23 protein-coding genes are annotated in these 18,578 nt (G+C 48.9%); 18 read left to right on the top strand and 5 right to left on the bottom strand.

Annotation, left to right across the window (positions count from 1 at the left end; translation table 11 throughout):
- Positions 1-49: 49 nt before the first annotated feature.
- Positions 50-511 carry a c-type cytochrome gene (locus DBY97_RS01665; RefSeq protein ID WP_070633434.1) on the bottom strand — a complete coding sequence of 154 codons (462 nt, stop codon included), beginning with the start codon at positions 509-511 and terminating at the stop codon, positions 50-52.
- Positions 512-643: 132 nt separating this feature from the next.
- On the opposite strand from DBY97_RS01665, the gene DBY97_RS01660 reads away from it, so the two are divergent.
- The 6 genes from DBY97_RS01660 to DBY97_RS01635 all read left to right on the top strand — a co-directional run bounded on the left by DBY97_RS01660 (position 644) and on the right by DBY97_RS01635 (position 5,993).
- The gene (locus DBY97_RS01660; protein ID WP_107857210.1) at positions 644-1,468 is read left to right on the top strand and encodes an SDR family oxidoreductase; all 825 of its coding nucleotides are present in this window, start codon (positions 644-646) and stop codon (positions 1,466-1,468) included.
- A 113-nt stretch (positions 1,469-1,581) separates the two neighbouring features.
- A complete protein-coding gene (locus tag DBY97_RS01655) occupies positions 1,582-2,055 on the top strand; it encodes a Fur family transcriptional regulator (protein ID WP_003746077.1) in 474 nt (157 codons plus the stop codon).
- Entirely contained in the window at positions 2,043-2,972 is a 930-nt protein-coding gene (locus tag DBY97_RS01650) for a CobW family GTP-binding protein (protein WP_003682934.1), read from the top strand. The genes DBY97_RS01655 and DBY97_RS01650 overlap by 13 nt, the downstream gene beginning before the upstream one ends.
- A gap of 97 nt (positions 2,973-3,069) precedes the next feature.
- A complete protein-coding gene (locus tag DBY97_RS01645; RefSeq protein WP_107857209.1) occupies positions 3,070-4,125 on the top strand; it encodes an ABC transporter permease subunit in 1,056 nt (351 codons plus the stop codon).
- Positions 4,126-4,161: 36 nt separating this feature from the next.
- The gene (locus DBY97_RS01640) at positions 4,162-5,202 is read left to right on the top strand and encodes an ABC transporter permease (protein WP_049333261.1); all 1,041 of its coding nucleotides are present in this window, start codon (positions 4,162-4,164) and stop codon (positions 5,200-5,202) included.
- A 110-nt stretch (positions 5,203-5,312) separates the two neighbouring features.
- Positions 5,313-5,993: a sulfite exporter TauE/SafE family protein gene (locus DBY97_RS01635; RefSeq protein WP_003680951.1), complete on the top strand. Its 681-nt coding sequence runs from the start codon at positions 5,313-5,315 to the stop codon at positions 5,991-5,993.
- 85 nt (positions 5,994-6,078) lie between these two features.
- Here DBY97_RS01635 and DBY97_RS01630 read toward each other — a convergent pair whose 3' ends face one another.
- The 3 genes from DBY97_RS01630 to xseA form a co-directional block, all read right to left on the bottom strand.
- Complete coding sequence (locus tag DBY97_RS01630; protein WP_107857208.1) at positions 6,079-6,888, bottom strand: sulfite exporter TauE/SafE family protein; 810 nt, start codon at positions 6,886-6,888, stop codon at positions 6,079-6,081.
- Between the two features lies 1 nt (position 6,889).
- Positions 6,890-7,669, bottom strand: coding sequence for a CDP-diacylglycerol--serine O-phosphatidyltransferase (gene pssA, locus DBY97_RS01625; RefSeq protein WP_003746086.1), 780 nt, complete (start codon positions 7,667-7,669; stop codon positions 6,890-6,892).
- 123 nt (positions 7,670-7,792) lie between these two features.
- Complete coding sequence (gene xseA, locus DBY97_RS01620; protein ID WP_107857207.1) at positions 7,793-9,142, bottom strand: exodeoxyribonuclease VII large subunit; 1,350 nt, start codon at positions 9,140-9,142, stop codon at positions 7,793-7,795.
- 181 nt (positions 9,143-9,323) lie between these two features.
- On the opposite strand from xseA, the gene lpxK reads away from it, so the two are divergent.
- The 7 genes from lpxK (at position 9,324) to adk (ending at position 13,945) form a co-directional block, all read left to right on the top strand.
- The gene (lpxK, locus tag DBY97_RS01615; protein WP_107857240.1) at positions 9,324-10,334 is read left to right on the top strand and encodes a tetraacyldisaccharide 4'-kinase; all 1,011 of its coding nucleotides are present in this window, start codon (positions 9,324-9,326) and stop codon (positions 10,332-10,334) included.
- A 64-nt stretch (positions 10,335-10,398) separates the two neighbouring features.
- Entirely contained in the window at positions 10,399-11,064 is a 666-nt protein-coding gene (locus DBY97_RS01610; protein ID WP_107857206.1) for a hypothetical protein, read from the top strand.
- A 48-nt stretch (positions 11,065-11,112) separates the two neighbouring features.
- Complete coding sequence (locus DBY97_RS01605) at positions 11,113-11,661, top strand: DUF2059 domain-containing protein (protein WP_107857205.1); 549 nt, start codon at positions 11,113-11,115, stop codon at positions 11,659-11,661.
- A gap of 94 nt (positions 11,662-11,755) precedes the next feature.
- Entirely contained in the window at positions 11,756-11,938 is a 183-nt protein-coding gene (locus DBY97_RS01600; RefSeq protein WP_003746098.1) for a Trm112 family protein, read from the top strand.
- Positions 11,935-12,696 carry a 3-deoxy-manno-octulosonate cytidylyltransferase gene (kdsB, locus tag DBY97_RS01595; protein WP_070764946.1) on the top strand — a complete coding sequence of 254 codons (762 nt, stop codon included), beginning with the start codon at positions 11,935-11,937 and terminating at the stop codon, positions 12,694-12,696. The genes DBY97_RS01600 and kdsB overlap by 4 nt, the downstream gene beginning before the upstream one ends.
- Positions 12,697-12,707: 11 nt before the next feature.
- Positions 12,708-13,226, top strand: coding sequence for a 3-deoxy-manno-octulosonate cytidylyltransferase (locus DBY97_RS01590; protein WP_107857204.1), 519 nt, complete (start codon positions 12,708-12,710; stop codon positions 13,224-13,226).
- A gap of 71 nt (positions 13,227-13,297) precedes the next feature.
- The gene (gene adk, locus DBY97_RS01585) at positions 13,298-13,945 is read left to right on the top strand and encodes an adenylate kinase (RefSeq protein ID WP_003746105.1); all 648 of its coding nucleotides are present in this window, start codon (positions 13,298-13,300) and stop codon (positions 13,943-13,945) included.
- A 74-nt stretch (positions 13,946-14,019) separates the two neighbouring features.
- On the opposite strand, the gene DBY97_RS01580 is transcribed toward adk, so the two are convergent.
- On the bottom strand, positions 14,020-14,415 hold the full coding sequence (locus DBY97_RS01580; protein ID WP_083311791.1) for a hypothetical protein: 396 nt from the start codon (positions 14,413-14,415) through the stop codon (positions 14,020-14,022).
- 77 nt (positions 14,416-14,492) lie between these two features.
- Here DBY97_RS01580 and DBY97_RS01575 point away from each other — a divergent pair, with 77 nt between their 5' ends.
- From DBY97_RS01575 to rfaD, 5 genes are all read left to right on the top strand, one after another.
- Complete coding sequence (locus DBY97_RS01575; protein ID WP_101755413.1) at positions 14,493-14,753, top strand: helix-turn-helix domain-containing protein; 261 nt, start codon at positions 14,493-14,495, stop codon at positions 14,751-14,753.
- Positions 14,754-14,855: 102 nt separating this feature from the next.
- Positions 14,856-15,587: an orotidine-5'-phosphate decarboxylase gene (gene pyrF, locus DBY97_RS01570; protein WP_107857203.1), complete on the top strand. Its 732-nt coding sequence runs from the start codon at positions 14,856-14,858 to the stop codon at positions 15,585-15,587.
- A 13-nt stretch (positions 15,588-15,600) separates the two neighbouring features.
- Positions 15,601-16,272, top strand: a complete 672-nt coding sequence (locus DBY97_RS01565) for an NAD(P)H-binding protein (protein WP_107857202.1) — start codon at positions 15,601-15,603, stop codon at positions 16,270-16,272.
- A gap of 41 nt (positions 16,273-16,313) precedes the next feature.
- Positions 16,314-17,273 carry a D-glycero-beta-D-manno-heptose-7-phosphate kinase gene (rfaE1, locus tag DBY97_RS01560; protein ID WP_107857201.1) on the top strand — a complete coding sequence of 320 codons (960 nt, stop codon included), beginning with the start codon at positions 16,314-16,316 and terminating at the stop codon, positions 17,271-17,273.
- A 142-nt stretch (positions 17,274-17,415) separates the two neighbouring features.
- A complete protein-coding gene (rfaD, locus tag DBY97_RS01555; protein ID WP_107857200.1) occupies positions 17,416-18,420 on the top strand; it encodes an ADP-glyceromanno-heptose 6-epimerase in 1,005 nt (334 codons plus the stop codon).
- The last annotated feature ends 158 nt before the right edge of the window (positions 18,421-18,578 follow it).

Raw genomic sequence — 18,578 nt, 5'->3', positions numbered from 1 at the left:
AAAGGCCGTCTGAAAATGATATTTCAGACGGCCTTTATTGTTTTAAGCCTTATTCCGGACCGCGGAATGTGTCGTGGCAGGATTTGCAGGTTGCACCGGTTTCGCCGTAAGCGGCTTTGATTTCTTCCAATTTGCCGGTTTGGGCAGCAGCGTTGAGTTTTTCAACCGCAGCAACGAATTTTTCTTCTTCGGCTTTGAATGTTGCTGTGTCTGTCCAGATGGCAGGTAGGGCACGGCCGTTGCCTTGAGGATCGGATTCAAACAGGGTGAACGGTTTTTTGCTGTTTTCGGCGAAGGTTGCGGCGGCTTGTTTGAATTTTTCTACGTCGTAAGGCTCTTCGTCTTTGACCATTTTGCCCATGCGGGTAAACTCGGGCATCATGGATTTGAACGCGGCCGTACGGTCTTCGGAAATTGGGCCTTTAGGCTGGGAAGGCGCGCCGCTGCCGCCGCAGGCGGAAAGCGTAAGCACCACTGTTGCCAAAGCAACAGGGAGAAAACGGGTTTTCATATGGAGTGTGTCCTATTGTAATGATATGATTATCGTTAAATTTAAAATCAGCCGGCCAACCACTCAGGCCGTCTGATGAGGCGTTATCATACCTTAAACCCAAGTCTGAAACGAGTACAGAAAGGAAACGATATGGCAATTTTGATTACCGGTGCATCGGCAGGATTCGGCGCGGCGATGTGCCGTACTTTTGTTGCGGCAGGCTATCATGTCATCGGCGCGGCAAGGCGTGAAGACAAATTGCAGCAGTTGGCAGAAGAATTGGGCGAGCAGTTTTACCCTTTGGAAATGGATGTTTCTCGTACGGAGTCGATTCAAAACGCTTTGAACAGTCTGCCCGAGCATTTAGCTGAAATTGATTGCCTTATCAACAATGCCGGTTTGGCTTTAGGTTTGGATTCTGCAGATAAAGCCGATTTTGGCGATTGGGAAACCATGATTCAAACCAATATCATCGGTCTGACTTTTTTGACCCGCCAGATTTTGCCGCAAATGGTAGCGCGCAAACAGGGCTATATCATCAATTTGGGTTCGATTGCCGGCAGTTATGCTTATTCCGGCAGTAATGTCTATGGCGCGACCAAGGCTTTTGTGCGCCAATTCAGTATGAACCTGCGCGCCGAATTGGCAGATAAAAACATCCGCATTACCAATATCGAACCGGGCTTATGTGGCGACACCGAGTTTTCCAACGTCCGTTTCAAAGGCGACGATCAGCGTGCGGCCGAGGTTTATGAGAATGTCGAGTTTATCCAGCCGCAAGATATTGCCGATACCGCTTTATGGCTCTATCAGCGTCCGGCGCGGATGAACGTCAATTCCATCGAAATCATGCCGGTTGCCCAGACCTTTGCAGGCATGAAAGTTTACCGCGATGAGCCTGCTCCGGTAAAGGAAGAAACGTTTGAAAAACAAAGCATGTCTTTGTTTGGAAAAATTAAATCTTGGTTTAAGTGATAGGCATCAGGCCGTCTGAACGTTTCAGACGGCCTCTTTGTTATCTGAAATTGAACAAACACGTTATAATGTAATTTTTTATTAACAAGGCCGTCTGAAAGGCTGTTTCAGTTATGAACGCAATCAAACAAAAAATCTTAGAACAAGCGCAGCGCGATGGCGTGCAGGTAACCGCATTGCGCGAGCAAGTGCTTGATATTGTTTTGAAACAAAGCGGCGTGATTAAAGCCTACAACGTTCTGTCGCAGATGCAGCAGCAAAGCGAGGGCGTGGTTGCGCCGCCGACGGCCTACCGCGCCCTTGATTTTTGGGCGGAGCAGGGCGTTTTGCACAAAGTGGCGGCGGTCAACGGCTATATTCTGTGCAGCCACGCGCAGCACGAGTGCAACGACCATTGCCATGACCACGAAGAAACAGAGGCGCACCACAGCGCGTTTATTTTGGTTTGCACCGAATGCGGTACGGCGGATGAGCAGACCTTGAGCCAAGAATGGGCGGCATTGCGTGCAGGCGTGGCCGAAACTGGTTTCTCATTAAAAGAAGAACATGTTGTTTTAACAGGAATTTGTAAAAAATGTCAGAAGTAAAAAAGACTAAAGTCCACCTGATTTCAGGCTTCCTCGGAACAGGCAAAACCACCGCCCTTAAAAGTCTGATGGCGCAAAAAGATCCGAATGAAAAATGGGTCATCATCGTCAACGAATTTGGCGAAATCGGCATTGACGGCGCCGTTTTGAGTGACAACGGCATTCCAGTAGCTGAAATCGCCGGCGGCTGTTTGTGCTGTACTGCCGGCGCGCAAATGGGTACGACCGTACAAAAGATGCTGCGCGATGCCCAACCCGACCGCTTGATGATTGAAGCCAGCGGCCTGGCGCACGCCGCCAGCGTTATCGACGAACTGAAAGCCAAACCGCTCGACAGTATGTTGGAAATCGGTGCAGTCTTTACCGTTGTCGATCCGCGTCAATTCATCAATCCCGATTACGCTCAACAAGCCTTGTATAAAGACCAAATCGGCATTTGCGACGTATTGGTTGCCAGCAAAACCGACTTGTGCACGCCGGAGCAACTGGCCGAATTTCATGATAAAGCGGCCAAGCTGTTCCCGCCCAAAGCCAAAGTGGTTGAAGTCCAAAATGCGCAACTCGACATCCAGTGGCTTGATATTCCCGTTGTCGAAAAATCGCGCTACCGTCTCAAAGCCCTGCCAGACAACACCATGGGCTTCCAGTCCCAAGGTTTCACTTTCCCTGCCGGACGTGATTTCGACGGCGAAAAGCTGACCGATTTCTTCAACGACCTGCCTAAATTTACAGACGGCCTCGTTCGTGCCAAAGGCGTGTTCCAAGTGCTCGGTACATGGGTATGGCTGAACTGGGTGGACGGTCAATGGGGCGCAAACCAAGTTTCATGGCGCCGTGACTCGCGCTTTGAGCTGATTGCCAAATCGTTTGACGCGGATTTGATTGAGAAGAAACTGCAGGAGGCCTTGGAGAAGTAAATCATCGGCCAAACGCTTATTAATCCGTTACTATATGCCGTCTGAAGTCAGCGGTTTCAGACGGCCTTCAAATCAAAAAATAGAGGAACACTTAACCATGTGGCGTTATATCTTTCAACGTTTGCTCCTTTTGATTCCCACGTTGTTGGGGATTTTGGCGATTACCTTCGCCGTGATTCAGTTTGTTCCCGGCGGCCCGGTGGAGCAGATGGTTCAGCAGCTGACTCAGGGTGCGGTTGGCGGTGAGACGGCGGGGCGCAGTATTCCCGGAACTCTGGCCAAAAACGGCAACCGTATCAGTGCGGAAGATTTGGCCGCGCTGAATGCTTTGTACGGTTTCGACAAGCCGCCTGTGACGCGTTTTGTGGATATGGTATGGAAATTTGCCCGTTTCGATTTGGGCGAGAGCTTTTTCCACCACCAAACCGTATTTGAGCTGGTAAAAGAGAAAATGCCGGTATCGATGAGTTTAGGTTTGTGGACATTCTTCCTAACTTATTTGATATGTATTCCGTTGGGTATTGCCAAGGCGGTCAGGGATGGCAGCCGATTCGATACGATTACGGGTATGATCATTTTAGTCGGCTATACCGTACCGCCGTTTGTCTTGGGTTTGGTGTTGCTGGTGTTGTTTGGCGGCGGCAGCTTTTTTGCCTGGTTCCCGCAGGGCGGCTTGGTGGGCGATGATTTCGATACGCTCTCTTGGGCAGGTAAAGTCAAAGATTATTTATGGCATATGGCCTTGCCGATTACCGCTTCGGTGGCAGGCAACTTGGCGGTGATGACCGTATTGACGAAAAACGTGTTCCTTGAAGAAATCCGCCGTCAATATGTTTATACCGCTCGAGCCAAGGGCTTGCCTGAGAAACAGATTTTGTGGAAACATATTTTCCGTAACGCCATGATTCCTCTGATTACCGGTTTTCCGGCCGCATTTATCGGCGCATTCTTTACCGGCAGCCTGTTGATTGAAACACTGTTCTCGCTGGATGGTTTGGGTTTGTTGTCTTACGAGGCCGTGATGAAACGCGATTATCCTGTCGTAATGGGTACGCTGTATGTGTTCACGCTGATGGGGTTGTTGGCTAAATTGGTGTCGGATATTTCTTATTCATGGGTCGATCCGCGTATTCACTTTGGCGGACAGAAATAAGGCCGTCTGAAAATATCTTCAACCCATTATTAAAGAATGTTTCGAACCATGAAAAAGAAAAAATCTACTTCAAACCCTACTTGGCAAGCCTTTAAGCAGCATAAGCGCGGTTGGTTGGCTTTGCGGATTTTGGCCGTTTTGTTTGTCGTCACTTTGCTTGCGCCTTTGTGGAGCAACGACAAACCTTTGTGGATACGCTATCAGGGCGAGTATTTCTTCCCCTTGGTAAACGAATACAACGAAACCGCATTTGGCGGCGATTTCGATACGCCTGCGGATTATTTGGATCCGCTTATCCGCCATAACATCACTTCAGACGGCAATTTTGCCCTTTACCTGCCCAATCCTTACGATGCCGATACCTTAAACGATTTTGATACGGCACCCGATCCGGCCAAACCGTCCGAACGGCATATCTTGGGAACGGACGACCGCGGCCGCGACCTGTTGGCGCGCTTGGTTTACGGTTTCCGCGATTCACTGCTGTTTGCCTTGGTGTTGACTGTGGTGACTACCGTAATCGGCGTGGTTGCAGGCGCGGTGCAGGGTTATTTCGGCGGCAAAACTGACCTTCTGATGCAGCGTTTTATCGAGGTTTGGGGAGGTATGCCGGAGCTGTACCTCTTGATTATCCTGTCTTCGTTCTTTAATCCGGGACTGCTGATTTTGCTGGTGTTGCTGTCGCTTTTCGGCTGGATGGGCTTGTCCGACTATGTTCGCGCCGAGTTTTTGAAAAACCGTCAGACCGATTACGTTTTAGCAGCGCGCGCGATGGGTGTGGGCAACCGTGAAATCATGTGGCGCCATATCCTGCCCAACAGCTTGACGCCGGTATTGGCTTTCCTGCCTTTCCGTATTTCCGGTGCCGTACTTGCCCTGACCAGTTTGGACTTCTTGGGCTTGGGCGTACCTGCCTCACAGGCAAGCTTGGGCGAGTTGCTGGCGCAAGGCAAAGATAATTTGGACGCGTGGTGGATTGGCTTGTCTGCTGTTGCTACGCTGACGGTGATGCTGCTTTTGCTGGTCATGATCGGCGAAGGTTTGCGTCAGGCATTTGACGTACGCGCACGCAGTTAATTGCTTTTCTAAAGCGTGAAGAGGGTGGGCGGAAAAGCTTATCCTGCATTCTTAGGGCCGTCTGAAAAGTTTCAGACGGCCTCATCCATTCGTTTGAATCATTAAAAACCATGAATCAAGAAATCACATTTCTTACTCTTTTTCTGCTCGGCTTTTTTGGCGGAACGCATTGCGTCGGTATGTGCGGCGGATTGAGCAGCGCATTTGCTTTGCAGCTGCCGCCACATTTAAACCGAATTGGGCTGATTGTATTGTTGAACTTGGGGCGCATCAGCAGCTATGTCGTCATCGGTCTGTTGGTCGGTTTGGTCGGTCAGGTCGGCATTTCCTTGGACGATACGCGCGCGGTTCAAAACGGTTTGTATATTGCCGCCAATGTTTTGCTGCTTTTGCTCGGTCTGTATCTTGCCGGTATTTCGACTGCCGCAACCAAAATCGAAGGCATCGGCAAACCGATATGGAAACGCCTGAATCCTTTGTTAAACAAATTGCTGCCGATTAAATCGGTGCCTGCCTGTTTCGGCGTGGGCGTGCTTTGGGGCTGGCTGCCTTGCGGTTTGGTGTACAGCGCGTCTTTGTATGCTTTGGGCAGCGGCAATGCCTTGCACGGCGGGCTGTATATGCTGGCGTTTGCATTGGGTACGTTGCCGAACCTGCTCGCGATGGGCATATTTGCAGCGCAGTTGAAAACCTTTCTGCAAAAACGCATGGTTCGTTTGTGTGCCGGACTGTTGGTGGCAGGATGGGCGATATGGCGCTTGGCTGTATTTGCGATGGGGCAAATCGGGTAAGGTAAAAAGGTTTTATTTAGTTTGTTGTTTTGCAATCAAAAAGGCCGTCTGAAAGATTTTCAGACGGCCTTTTCACAAGAAAGATTTAATGTATCAAATTCCAAGTCATCTTGGCTGCAATCAGCAGCAACATAATACCGAAGGCGATTTTGAGTTTTCGTGCGGGCAGCTTGTGCGCCGTTTTTACGCCGAGCGGAGCAAAGAGGATGGTGGCAACGCTCAATATGGCCACGGCAGGAAGATAGATAAAGCCTGCCGCGCCTTCAGGCAGGTTGGCAACATGTAAACCGTTGGCAAAATAGCCGATGGTGCCGGCAATCGCAATCGGCCATGCCAGACCTGAAGATGTGCCGATGGCGCGGTGTGCCGGAAAGTTGCAATACAGTAAAAATGGAACGGATAGCGAACCGCCGCCGATACCGACCCAACTCGAAGCCGCCCCAAAAAGCGTGCCGATGGCTGTCAGGCCGGGGAGGGCAGGCAGGGTGCGTGAAGGTGTGGGTCTGGAATCGCGTAGGGTTTTGAGTGCGATAAAGGCAAGAAATGCAATAAAGAAAACCTGCAAAGCCAGCGTCGGCATATATTTTGCCGTTACCGCGCCGAGGAGTACGCCGAGTATCATGCCCGGCGTCATTCGGCGGACGGTCGCCCAATCAATGGCGTGCTTTTTATGTTGGGCGTACATACTGGAGAAGGTGGTAAACACCATTACGGCAAAGGAAGTGCCGATGGCAAGATGCTGGGCATAGGGGTGGCTGCCTATGCCTTGCAGTTGCAACTCCCATAAGACAACGGGGACAATCAGCGTGCCGCCACCTACGCCGAACAGTCCGGCAATAAAGCCCGCCGCACTGCCGACGGCGAGCAGGGCAAAGATGATGTCCCAATACCACATTTCAGACGGCCTTGTCGTGTTTGTGTGATTTATGGCGTTTTTTAAACCAACGGATGACTGCCATCACATAACCGGACAGGCTGTAACCGAGGAAAAACAGGAAGAGGACGAGCGAAGGTTCCCAATTGATCAAAAGCAGAATCAATACGGCCAACACCATGCCCATAAACGGCACTTGGCGGCGGATGTTGATTTCTTTGAAGCTCCAAAACGGAATCTGCACAATCATGGAAATGCCGGCAAACAGGGTGATACCCAATGCCCACCAATGCACGTTGGGGAAGCGTTCGACGCTGTGGTTGACCCAAATCAGGCCGACAATCAACGCAGCGGCGGTCGGGCTGGGCACGCCGATAAACCAACGTTTATCAACTTTGCCGATAAGCGTGTTGAACAGCGCCAAACGCAGGGCGGCGCAGGCGCAGTAGATAAAGGCGACGGAATAACCGATTTTGCCAAACTGCCAAAGTTGCCATTTGTAGGCAATCAGGGCAGGCGCGACGCCGAAACTGACCATATCGGCGAGGCTGTCGAGCTGTTCGCCGAACGCGCTTTGGCTGTTGGTCAGCCGCGCTACGCGTCCGTCCATACCGTCGAGCAGCATGGAAAGGAAAACTGCAATCGCCGCTGTTTCATAACGTCCGTGCATAGACTGGGTAATGGCGAAGAAGGCGCAAAACAGTGCGGCGATGGTAAAGGAATTGGGCAGCAGGTAAATGCTGTTTTTGCGGATGGAGTTGCGTGGTGGAATCGGATTTTCTGTATTTTGTGAGTTGTCCATAATGTTTCCGTATATGCTGCGTGTGCAGATGAGGCATTATACCGCATTGGCAGGTTAAGGATTTTTAAAAGGCAGACATAGTTTCACTTCAATCGCATAAAGTTTCAGACTGCCTTTATTCCATCAGTCAAACAACTCGCCCTGCGCCTGCTCTTTGGTCACGCGTACGTCGGTTTCACCGTCGGCAAAAGTGATGTGCAGTTTCTGCCCTTGTTTCAACGTATCGGCATTGCGGATGACTTGTCCGCGTGTGTTTTTGACGACCGAAAAGCCGCGCTCCAGAATATGCTGCGGCGATACGGCTTCGAGCAATGCGGCTTGGGCGGTCAGGCTTTGACGGCGGTGGGTAAGCAGCTGGCGGAAGGAATGCGACAGGGCCGTCTGAAAACGGTCAATATTGTTTTTGTAAACGGAAACATCAGGACGGCAATGTTTCAGAGTTTGGGTTTGGCGTTCAAAACGGGCGGTGTGGGCGCGGAGGTTTTGCGTCATCGAGTAAGACAGCATTTGCGCCAGCTTGCTGATTGAAGCGCGCTGCTCGTCAAGTTTTTGGCGCGGATGACGGATTTGCCGTGCGAGCCAGTCGAGTTTTTGGCTGGCATCGAAATAGCGTTGTTCCAAAACGGTTTTCAGACGGTCTTGCGCTTGGGCGAGACGATGTAGCGATTCTTGGCGGTTGGGGCTGACTAATTCTGCTGCGCCGGTCGGCGTGGGCGCGCGTACGTCGGCGACGAAATCGGCAAGCGTGAAATCGGTTTCGTGACCTACGCCGCTGACGACCGGAATCGCGCAGGCTTCGATGGCGCGCACAACCGGTTCTTCATTAAACGCCCACAAGTCTTCAATGCTGCCGCCGCCGCGACAGACAATCAGCACGTCACATTCGGCGCGTTGCGAAGCGGTTTTAATCGCTTGAGCAATTTGCAACTCGCTGCCTGTGCCTTGTACGGGCGTCGGATAAACGATAACGGGGATTTCGGGTGCGCGGCGGTTTAAGGTGGTCACGACATCGCGCAAAGCTGCCGCCGCCAGGCTGGTGACGATGCCGATACATTGCGGACGGGCGGGCAGAGGTTTCTTGCGTTCCGCTGAAAACGCGCCTTCCGCCTGCAACTGCGCCTTCAATCGTTCATAGGCTTCGTAAAGCTGCCCCAAGCCTTTGAGCCGCACCTCGTTCACCGTAATCTGAAATTCACCCCGCGCTTCATAAATACTGATTTTTCCTGATACCTCGATATGGTCGCCTTCTTTCAAAGGCTTCGCCAAGCGCATGGTCGCACCCTTAAACATCGCGCAACGCACCTGAGCGCGGCTGTCTTTGAGCGAGAAGTAATAATGTCCGCTGGCGGCACGGGTCAGGTTGGATACTTCACCAGCAATCCACAAGCCTGCGAGATGGTCTTCCAGCAAAGCTTTGGCAAGGGCATTGAGTTCGGATACGGAAATGGAGGAGGGCGCGAAAAGTTCGGACATTGCGAAACAGGAAAAATTGGGGAAAGTTGAATTATAAGGGTTTTAGAGCGATTCGTTGTATTCGTTTTTATGAAACTTGTACCCTTTGTTTTAATATTATCAAAGCCACATGTTCAGACGGCCTTGCCTTGGCAGGCTTGTGTTATATTATCGTTTGATTTTCGCTTCAAAAGCCGTGCGTATGCCCAAACTCCACCAAATTATCGAACGTCATTGGCAATCCCCCAATCCGTTTTTGTCTTTGCTGCTCAAACCATTGTCTAAACTGTTTGCCCAAATTGCGGCGAAACGGCGCGATGATTTTGTTTCAGGCCGTCTGAAAAGCGAAAAATTGCCTGTGCCAGTGGTGGTGGTCGGTAATATCCATGCAGGCGGGACAGGGAAAACGCCGATAGTCGCCGCGCTGGTGTCGGGTTTGCAGGAAAAGGGCATTAAGGTCGGCATCATCAGCCGGGGTTACGGGCGCAAGAGCAAGGCGGTTCATGTATTGAATACAGCCAGCAATGCGGCAGATGCAGGCGACGAGCCTTTATTATTATTTCGTCAAACCGGTGCGCCGACGGCGGTAGGCAGCAACCGTACAGAAGCAGGCAGGGCATTGCTTGCGGCGCATCCGGAGCTTAAATTGATTGTGGCCGACGACGGTTTGCAACATTATGCCTTGCAACGCGATATGGAAATTGCCGTATTTCCTGCGGCAGATACAGGGCGTACCAATTTGGATTTACTGCCCAACGGCAGCTTGCGCGAACCTTTGTCTCGGTTGGCTTCCGTTGATGCGGTTGTCGTCAGCGGCGGAAAAGCAGATACGGCGTTTAGGCCGTCTGAAAATATGTTTGCCAGCCATATTGAAACAGGGCGGATTTACCGTTTGAACAGGCCGTCTGAAAAATTGGATTTGGAAGGCTTGGAAAATCAAACTGTCGCCGCCGTCGCCGGTATCGCCAAGCCGGAGCGTTTTTTCGATTCGCTGCGGAACATGGGCATTACCTTGAACCAAACCGTTGCCTTGCCTGATCACGCCGATATTACGACAGCGGATTTGCCGAATGCAGATGTGGTAATTATCACGGAAAAGGATGCAGTCAAATTTTCAGACGGCCACGGCCTGAATCATGTGTGGGTGTTGCCTGTTTGTGCGATAATTGAGCCGGACTTGGCGGCGTTTGTATCCGCGAATGTTTCAATCTAAATGCTTATAGATGTTTCACAGATGTTTTAAAGATGATCTTCAAACTACGCGATAGGAGTAAATCATGAAGTTAAAATATTTGTTGGTCGCTTGCGCAGCTTTATTTGTATCCACTCAAAGCCTGGCTGCTAAACCAAGTGATGAATCTGCAATGAAATGGTTGGAGATTCAAGACATAAGCAATAATTATAGCGAGAAGGTACAACGTTCTTTGGAGATGGTGAATAAAGAGGACAATGAGCGCTTGTTAGCGATGACGCCCAAAGCGCAAAAAGCGCAGATGAAGGCGGTCATCAGCCGTTATATGAAAAATATGCAAGACGATTTGAGTCGCCCTGAGTTGAAAAAACAATGGTTGGATGAAGAAAAGCGTGCCGTACAGAAAGTATTTACACAAGAAGAAGTCGATGTAACCAACCGTTTTTTCTCTTCGTCTCAGGGAAAAAATATTTTGAAAAAGATAAGAAATTCACAACAGCATGGTGGAAATCTTGAGGATATGCTGAGCCAATCGGATATAGAAAAGATGACTGAAGCATTTGGACATGGTGCCGGTAAGTCTGCGCTCGAAAAAGTCAAGCATTTCGATAAGCTGAGTGATGAGATTATCCACAAAACCATGAGTCAAAACTACCTCAATGCAAGCGATAAATATACGCCTGCTTTTGAGGAGCAAACACATGGTATTTTATGCAAAGGCAACAAGCATTTGCCGAAGTGTGCCAAATAATTTTCCGACTATCTGAAAATATTTATTTTTGTTGAAAGGTAGAAAAAGATGAAGCTGAAAACCTTATTATTGCCCTTCGCCGCGCTGGTATTGTGTGCCAATGCGTTTGCCGCTACACCTAGCGATGAGTCGCTGGAGCGTTGGTTGGATACGCAGATTTTTGACCAGGAATTAGAAAAAAATATGATTGACGGTTTCAATGTTGGATTTAAACCGTATGCAGATAAAGCCCTTGCCAAAGTACCAGAAGCGAAAAAAGAGCAAATGGCAAAAGCTATTGATCGTTATCGCGAAAATGTTTTGAGAGATTTGATCACGCCCGAAGTGAAACAGACTATCCGCAATAATTTATTAAAGAATGCCAAATTAACATACACTCAAGAAGAAGTTAACGGCATGATTGCCTTTAATAGTTCACCTGTCGGGAAGGCTGTTATTGTTAAGACTCCTCTTATGCTCAATCAAACGATGAACGAACTAATGACTTTTGGATTGGCATTAACAGAGAAAGCTGCACAGCGTCATATGCCCAAATTTGCGAAAGAGATGCAAGGTATCATGTGCGGCGGAAAAAAAACTGATGCAAGCTGTAATTAAGTCAAATAGGTTTGGAACAGCATAAAAAATAAATTATAGTCGTCTGAAAAATATTTCAGACGACCTCCAATTTATCAAACCCGAAAGTAACCCCATGGAAAAAAAATTCTTAGACATCCTTGTTTGTCCTGTTACCAAAGGCAAACTCGAATACCATCAAGACAAACAGGAATTGTGGAGCCGTCAGGCGAAGCTGGCTTATCCGATTAAAGACGGTATCCCTTATATGCTGGAAAACGAAGCACGAGCGTTGAGCGAAGAGGAACTGAAAGCATGACCGAATTTGTCGTATTGATTCCGGCGCGGTTGGATTCTTCACGTCTGCCGGGTAAGGCTTTGGCCGATATTCACGGTAAACCGATGGTTGTACGTGTTGCCGAACAAGCAGCAAAAAGCGAGGCTGCGCGTGTTGTCGTTGCCACCGACCATCCGGATATTCAGACGGCCTGTCAGGCGCACGGTGTCGAAGTGGTCATGACTTCCAATCAACACGAAAGCGGTACAACGCGCCTTGCCGAAGCGGCCAATACGCTGAAACTACCGCAGCATCTGATTGTCGTGAACGTACAAGGCGACGAACCTTTAATCGATCCCGAACTCATCAACCGTACGGCCGAAGTTTTGGTTGAAAACAATGTGCAAATGGCGACGGCCGCCCACGAATTGCACGATTTTGACGAGTTTATGAATCCCAACGTCGTCAAAGCCGTCCTCGATAAAAACCGCAACGCCATCTATTTCAGCCGCGCGCCGATTCCTTATCCGCGCGACGCCATGCGCGCCGAAAAACGCGAATTGCCTTCCGAAACAGCCGTTTTACGCCATATCGGCATTTATGCCTACCGCGCAGGCTTCCTGCAACGCTATTCCGAAATGGAAGTTTCTCCTTTGGAAACCATCGAATCGCTGGAACAATTGCGCGTCCTGTGGCACGGCTATCCGATTGCCGTTGAAATTGCTCGAGAAGCGCCAGCCGCCGGCGTGGATACGCAGGAAGATTTGGACAGGGTAAGGGCTGTGTTCGAGGCCGTCTGAAAGGAAAAAACATGAATGATTTACGCCATTTGAGCCGTGACGAACAAAAACTGCTTGCCGATGTCGCTTTGCTGGTCAAAGACGACGATCAAGAATTCAACTATGACATGCTGAAAATAGAAGCGCCGGAGCAGGCCAGCGGCGAGTTTTGGTTCCGCATGGCAGAAATGCTCAGCACTTTGCCGCCCAACCAGTCGTTGGACTTGCGTATGAACGGCGGACGCTTGACCGTTGCCGTATCGATTTTGTCGGTATTGCTGCAAGATAATCCGGATATTCCGCAGCTTTGGGCACAAAAAATCATTGCGCTCAACTATTTGGCTCATGGTCATCAAACCCGTGCAATCGGTTTGGCGCAGCAGCCTGACAAAGCGGCCGAAGCCAATGAGGAAGAATATTTGGCGAAAGCCTTATCGCAAAACTTGCTTTCCACTTTGAAAGACGCGATAGAGCGATTCCCGGAAGACTCATGGTTTATCGAAATGCACGACGATGCATGGAAGCATTTTGGCCCGAAAGAGGCCGTCTGAAGTTTTGAACGATAAACACAAGCCGTGTAAAATTATCTGAACATTAAATCCGTCAACCAAAAGGACTCATCATGAAAGTATTATTGTTGGGCGCACCAGGCGCCGGCAAAGGCACACAGGCTCAATTCATCACTGCTGCATTCGGCATTCCTCAAATTTCTACCGGCGACATGCTCCGTGCCGCCATCAAAGCAGGCACTCCGCTGGGTTTGGAAGCAAAAAAAATCATTGATGAAGGCGGTTTGGTACGCGACGACATCATCATCGGCATGGTTAAAGAGCGCATTGCCCAAGACGACTGCAAAAACGGTTTCCTGTTTGACGGTTTCCCACGCACATTGGCACAAGCCGAAGCCATGGTTGAAGCCGGTGTGGATTTGGATGCCGTGGTTGAAATCGATGTGCCTGACAGCGTGATTGTCGACCGCATGAGCGGTCGCCGCGTGCATTTGGCTTCCGGCCGTACTTACCACGTTACTTACAATCCGCCTAAAGTCGAAGGCAAAGACGACGTAACCGGCGAAGATTTGATTCAACGCGACGACGACAAAGAAGAAACCGTGAAAAAACGCCTTGCCGTTTACCACGAGCAAACCGAAGTTTTGGTTGATTTCTACAGCAAACTGGAAGGCGAACACGCGCCGAAATACATCAAAGTTGACGGCACCCAAGCAGTAGAAGCCGTGAAAGCCGAAGTATTGAAAGGTTTGGGCAAATAAGTTTTGCCAAAGTAAAATCATGAGGCCGTCTGAAAAATACTTTCAGACGGCCTTTTCATATTATTGTATGTGGATCAACTGAATTTTTGTTCCAGTTCTTTTGCAAGAGTCCATCCTGCTGCTTCAAGTAATGCAACAGAAATAGTTGGTGCAACAACGCTGCCTAAGCCTGGAATTAATTTTGACAATTCTTTTGCTATTGTTTTTATGGGTTGTTTTAACATGGTATTTTTAATTGCAGCTATAGCCATTGCCTTGGCAGCCGCTTCGGTCATATTACCACCAAAAACAGCACAAAGGCTTGTGCACATAGTAGTCATTGTAACCATATCTGTAGCGATACCAAGTCCTGGTACGGGTATGGCGTTGCCTGCGGCAGCAGCAATTGCATGAGAATGAATAATTTTATGGCATTTTGATTCTTGGTCCGGTGTCATGGTTTTCTCACAATAGGTAAAGTATAAAATCATTAAATACTACGTTATGCGTAGTAAATAATCAAGAGAAATATACGAAATTCGTAACTTTGATTTTTAGGATAGAAGTTATGAATTTACAAGAAGTTTTTATAAAGCGATTTAAGGAAGCGAGAAAAGCAAAAAATTTGACGCAGGAGAAACTGGGACTGGCGATAGGGTTAGATGAGTTTGTGGCAAGTACGCGTATTAATCGCTACGAGAAAGGAAATCATCAGCCTGATTTGAATACTTTGCAGAAAATTGCTGAAGTATTGGAAGTTCCACCAGCCTTTTTTTTCAGTGATGATGAATTTTCTGTAAAAATTTTAGATTTATATAAGAATAATTAAGGTGTGTTGTGATGAGGCCGTCTGAAAAAATATTTTCAGACGGCCTTTTGTGTACAAAAGCTGTTAAAATCGAAGCTATAACCGTTTATCCGTAGGTATCTTATGAATCCCTTGATCTCCGACTTCCAAACTCAGCAACAACGTACTCCCGTTATCGTCGCCCTCGATTTTGCCAACGAAAAAGATACGCTCGGATTTGTCCGCAATCTTGACCCGACATTGTGTCAAATCAAAATCGGTAAAGAGCTGTTTACCGCAACCGGCCGAAATTTGGCAGAAAGTTTAATCAATCAAGGTTTCAAACTTTTCCTCGATTTGAAATACCACGATATTCCCCACACAGTCGCTCAGGCTTGTAAAGTTGCCGCCGATATGGGCGTTTGGATGGTCGATATGCACGCCTCCGGTGGCCGCCGCATGATGGAAGCCGCAGTAGAAGCCGTTGCCGGATATCACATCAAGCCGCTTTTGATCGGGGTAACCGTGTTGACCAGCATGGAACAAAGCGACTTGGCCGAAATCGGTTTGAACATCGCCCCTGAAGAACAAGTCATCCGCTTGGCGAAACTGGCGCAAAGTTCAGGCTTGGACGGCGTGGTATGTTCCGCCCAAGAAGCCGCGCCGCTGCGCCGTGAATTGGGGCAGGATTTTGTCTTGGTCACACCGGGCATCCGCTTGGACGTTGCCGGCAATAATGACGACCAACGCCGTATTATGACACCGGCCGAAGCATTGGCTGCCGGTTCAACCTATTTGGTAATGGGCCGTCCGGTAACCAAAGCCGCCGATCCGGTAGCCGTATTGCGTGAAGTCAATCGGGTGGCAAACGTTTAAGGCCGTCTGAAGTATGAAGGCGATTGTGATTGGTGCGACAGGTGCAACAGGAAAAGCCTTGTTGCCTCTGCTTGCAGCCAGTTCAGAGGTTGAGTCCATCGACTGTTTTGGTCGCAGACATCCTGATTTTACTCACCAAAAGCTAAATAGCCATCAGATTGATTTTTCTAAGCCTGATGATTGGCGTGAAAAAGTGCAGGGCGATGTATTGTTTGCCTGCTTGGGAACTACCTTGAAAGCGGCTGGCAGTAAAGAAGCGCAATGGGCTATCGATTATGAAGCGAATTTTGAATTTGTCAAAGCAGCTAGGCAGAACGGCGTCAATGCTTTGGTTTTGATTTCCGCTTCCGGTGCAAATTCTGCTTCGAGCCTGTTTTATCAACGGATGAAGGGCGAATTGGAGCAAGCAATCATTGCTTTGAATTTCCCACGCCTTATTATTTTCCGCCCGCCCTTATTGATTCGTCCGAATAGCGATCGATTGGGTGAGAAAATAGCCGAACGGATTTTGCATGGATTCGACCGTATCGGCCTGATGAAAAGCCAACGTCCGCTTGCTGTCGAAAAATTGGCGCAAGCCATGCTGAAAGCGGCGTTGTTGTCATATCATGAACAGGCGTCGTACTCGAAAAACCATATGCAGGTATATGAGCCTCAAGATATTTTTAGGCTGTTAGATCAATAAACTGATAACAAGCCTTACACAGAGATTTTAATGGAGCCAGTATGGTAACCAAGTTCCAACAAGAAACCCTAAAATCACGTTTTGCACAAGCCAAAGTCCTTGTCGTCGGCGATGTGATGCTCGACCGCTATTGGTTTGGCGATGTGTCCCGTATTTCTCCTGAAGCCCCAGTGCCGGTGGCGAAAATCGCCCGTATCGACCAACGAGCGGGCGGAGCGGCGAACGTTGCGCGCAATATCGCCTCATTGGGCGGTAAAGTAGGGCTGTTGTCCGTGACCGGCGATGATGAAGCTGCAGATGCGTTGGACGCATTGATGATGCAAGACGGCGTTTCTTCCTATCTGATGCGCGATAAGCAAATTGCGACTACTGTCAAATTACGCGTTGTTGCCCGCAACCAGCAGCTTATCCGACTTGACTTTGAAGAATTGCCTCATCGTGAGGTGTTGGAACAAATCAAACATCAATATCGAGAAGTGTTGCCTGAATACGATGCCATTATTTTTTCAGACTACGGCAAGGGCGGTTTGTCGCATATTTCTGATATGATTGATTGGGCGAAACAGGCCGGTAAACCCGTTTTAATCGACCCGAAAGGCGATGATTACGAGAAATATGCCGGCGCTACGCTGATTACGCCGAATCGCGCAGAATTGAAAGAAGTGGTGGGAAGCTGGAAAAACGAAAATGATTTGACCGAAAAAGCCCAAAATCTGCGCCGTCATCTTGATTTGAATGCGATTTTGCTGACCCGAAGCGAAGAGGGCATGACCCTGTTCAATGAGGGCGAGCCGATTTATCAGCCTACACGGGCCCAAGAAGTCTATGATGTATCCGGTGCGGGCGATACCGTTATTGCCGGAGTGGGCTTGGGTTTGGCCGCTGGTTATACCATGCCCGAAGCCATGCACCTTGCCAATACAGCGGCAGGTGTTGTCGTGGCGAAACTTGGTACAGCGGTTTGCTCGTTTGCCGAATTGACCAAGGCATTGGAAGAGTAATAATTGCTGTTTCAGACGGCCTTAAAATCTAAAGGCCGTCTGAAAATAGAGTTGGAAAATAATCCAGACAGACAAGTTTTTATTTTCAGACGGCATGATTTCTTTAAGGCCGTCTGAAAAATCAAAATAAAGGAAATTCATTATGACCATTATCGTAACAGGCGCGGCCGGATTTATCGGCAGCAACATCGTCAAAGCACTTAACCAGCGCGGTATTACCGACATTGTTGCCGTCGACAATTTGAGCAAAGGCGAAAAATTTAAAAACCTTGCCGAGTGTGAAATTGCCCATTATCTCGATAAATACGAATTTATCCGCCAAGTGCGCGGTCATCTTTTGCCTTACGACGATATCGAAGCCGTTTTCCATCAAGGCGCATGTTCCGACACCATGAATCATGACGGCCTTTATATGATGGACAACAACTATCAGTACACGCTCGACCTCTTGGATTGGTGTCAGGATGAGCGTATTCCGTTCCTTTATGCCTCCAGCGCCGCTGTGTACGGCAAGGGCGAAATCTTCCGAGAAGAGCGCGAACTTGAAAAACCGCTCAATGTGTACGGCTACTCTAAATTCTTGTTTGACCAAGTATTGCGCCGCCGCATGAAGGAAGGTTTGACAGCCCAAGTTGTCGGCTTCCGCTACTTCAATGTTTACGGACAACAGGAGCAACACAAAGGCCGTATGGCGTCCGTCGCCTTCCATCATTTCCACCAATACCGAGAACACGGTTATGTTAACCTGTTTGGTGCCAATGACGGCTACGGCAATGGCGAGCAAACACGCGACTTTGTCAGCGTAGAAGATGTTGCTAAAGTTAACCTTTACTTCTTCGATCATCCCGAGCTTTCAGGCATCTTCAATCTCGGTACAGGTCGTAGCCAACAATTTAACGAACTTGCCGCCGCAACCGTCAACGCCTGTCGTGCGGCTGAAGGTAAGCCTGAAATGAGTTTGAAAGAGCTGGTTGAAGAAGAACTTATCCGTTATATTCCATTCCCAGATGCACTCAAAGGCAAATATCAGAGCTTTACTCAAGCGGACATTACCAAGCTGCGCGAAGCCGGGTATAAAGAAGAATTCTTGGATGTAAAACAAGGCGTCAGCCGTTACGTTAAATGGATGCTGGAGAAATTGGTTTAAGTCCTTCTGATTTGAATGATAAGGCCGTCTGAAAAAGGATTTTCAGACGGCCTTATCATTTTGGGAAATTTTAAAATGAGACCTTTGCAAAACTCCTTTTCCTTCCAGCAGCCGAAATCCAAACATAGATTTTCGGCTGTTTTCGTTCCAAGTACCCA

The organism is Neisseria subflava (assembly GCF_003044645.1).
GTDB lineage: Bacteria > Pseudomonadota > Gammaproteobacteria > Burkholderiales > Neisseriaceae > Neisseria > Neisseria subflava_B.
Note: the sequence above shows the minus strand (reverse complement) of the source record. Positions and strands in the feature narration are given on the sequence as shown.

What these genes read in the sequence shown, in the direction of transcription:
- DBY97_RS01660 (WP_107857210.1), top strand. Translation starts at nt 644, where the DNA reads ATGGCAATTTTGATTACCGGTGCATCGGCAGGATTCGGCGCGGCGATG.
- DBY97_RS01565 (WP_107857202.1), top strand. Translation starts at nt 15,601, where the DNA reads ATGAAGGCGATTGTGATTGGTGCGACAGGTGCAACAGGAAAAGCCTTG.
- DBY97_RS01605 (WP_107857205.1), top strand. Translation starts at nt 11,113, where the DNA reads ATGAAGCTGAAAACCTTATTATTGCCCTTCGCCGCGCTGGTATTGTGT.
- lpxK (WP_107857240.1), top strand. Translation starts at nt 9,324, where the DNA reads ATGCCCAAACTCCACCAAATTATCGAACGTCATTGGCAATCCCCCAAT.
- DBY97_RS01635 (WP_003680951.1), top strand. Translation starts at nt 5,313, where the DNA reads ATGAATCAAGAAATCACATTTCTTACTCTTTTTCTGCTCGGCTTTTTT.
- DBY97_RS01590 (WP_107857204.1), top strand. Translation starts at nt 12,708, where the DNA reads ATGAATGATTTACGCCATTTGAGCCGTGACGAACAAAAACTGCTTGCC.
- rfaE1 (WP_107857201.1), top strand. Translation starts at nt 16,314, where the DNA reads ATGGTAACCAAGTTCCAACAAGAAACCCTAAAATCACGTTTTGCACAA.
- DBY97_RS01575 (WP_101755413.1), top strand. Translation starts at nt 14,493, where the DNA reads ATGAATTTACAAGAAGTTTTTATAAAGCGATTTAAGGAAGCGAGAAAA.
- xseA (WP_107857207.1), bottom strand. Translation starts at nt 9,142, where the DNA reads ATGTCCGAACTTTTCGCGCCCTCCTCCATTTCCGTATCCGAACTCAAT.
- pssA (WP_003746086.1), bottom strand. Translation starts at nt 7,669, where the DNA reads ATGGACAACTCACAAAATACAGAAAATCCGATTCCACCACGCAACTCC.
- kdsB (WP_070764946.1), top strand. Translation starts at nt 11,935, where the DNA reads ATGACCGAATTTGTCGTATTGATTCCGGCGCGGTTGGATTCTTCACGT.
- DBY97_RS01600 (WP_003746098.1), top strand. Translation starts at nt 11,756, where the DNA reads ATGGAAAAAAAATTCTTAGACATCCTTGTTTGTCCTGTTACCAAAGGC.
- DBY97_RS01640 (WP_049333261.1), top strand. Translation starts at nt 4,162, where the DNA reads ATGTTTCGAACCATGAAAAAGAAAAAATCTACTTCAAACCCTACTTGG.
- adk (WP_003746105.1), top strand. Translation starts at nt 13,298, where the DNA reads ATGAAAGTATTATTGTTGGGCGCACCAGGCGCCGGCAAAGGCACACAG.
- DBY97_RS01650 (WP_003682934.1), top strand. Translation starts at nt 2,043, where the DNA reads ATGTCAGAAGTAAAAAAGACTAAAGTCCACCTGATTTCAGGCTTCCTC.
- DBY97_RS01655 (WP_003746077.1), top strand. Translation starts at nt 1,582, where the DNA reads ATGAACGCAATCAAACAAAAAATCTTAGAACAAGCGCAGCGCGATGGC.
- rfaD (WP_107857200.1), top strand. Translation starts at nt 17,416, where the DNA reads ATGACCATTATCGTAACAGGCGCGGCCGGATTTATCGGCAGCAACATC.
- DBY97_RS01665 (WP_070633434.1), bottom strand. Translation starts at nt 511, where the DNA reads ATGAAAACCCGTTTTCTCCCTGTTGCTTTGGCAACAGTGGTGCTTACG.
- DBY97_RS01645 (WP_107857209.1), top strand. Translation starts at nt 3,070, where the DNA reads ATGTGGCGTTATATCTTTCAACGTTTGCTCCTTTTGATTCCCACGTTG.
- DBY97_RS01580 (WP_083311791.1), bottom strand. Translation starts at nt 14,415, where the DNA reads ATGATTTTATACTTTACCTATTGTGAGAAAACCATGACACCGGACCAA.
- DBY97_RS01630 (WP_107857208.1), bottom strand. Translation starts at nt 6,888, where the DNA reads ATGTGGTATTGGGACATCATCTTTGCCCTGCTCGCCGTCGGCAGTGCG.
- DBY97_RS01610 (WP_107857206.1), top strand. Translation starts at nt 10,399, where the DNA reads ATGAAGTTAAAATATTTGTTGGTCGCTTGCGCAGCTTTATTTGTATCC.
- pyrF (WP_107857203.1), top strand. Translation starts at nt 14,856, where the DNA reads ATGAATCCCTTGATCTCCGACTTCCAAACTCAGCAACAACGTACTCCC.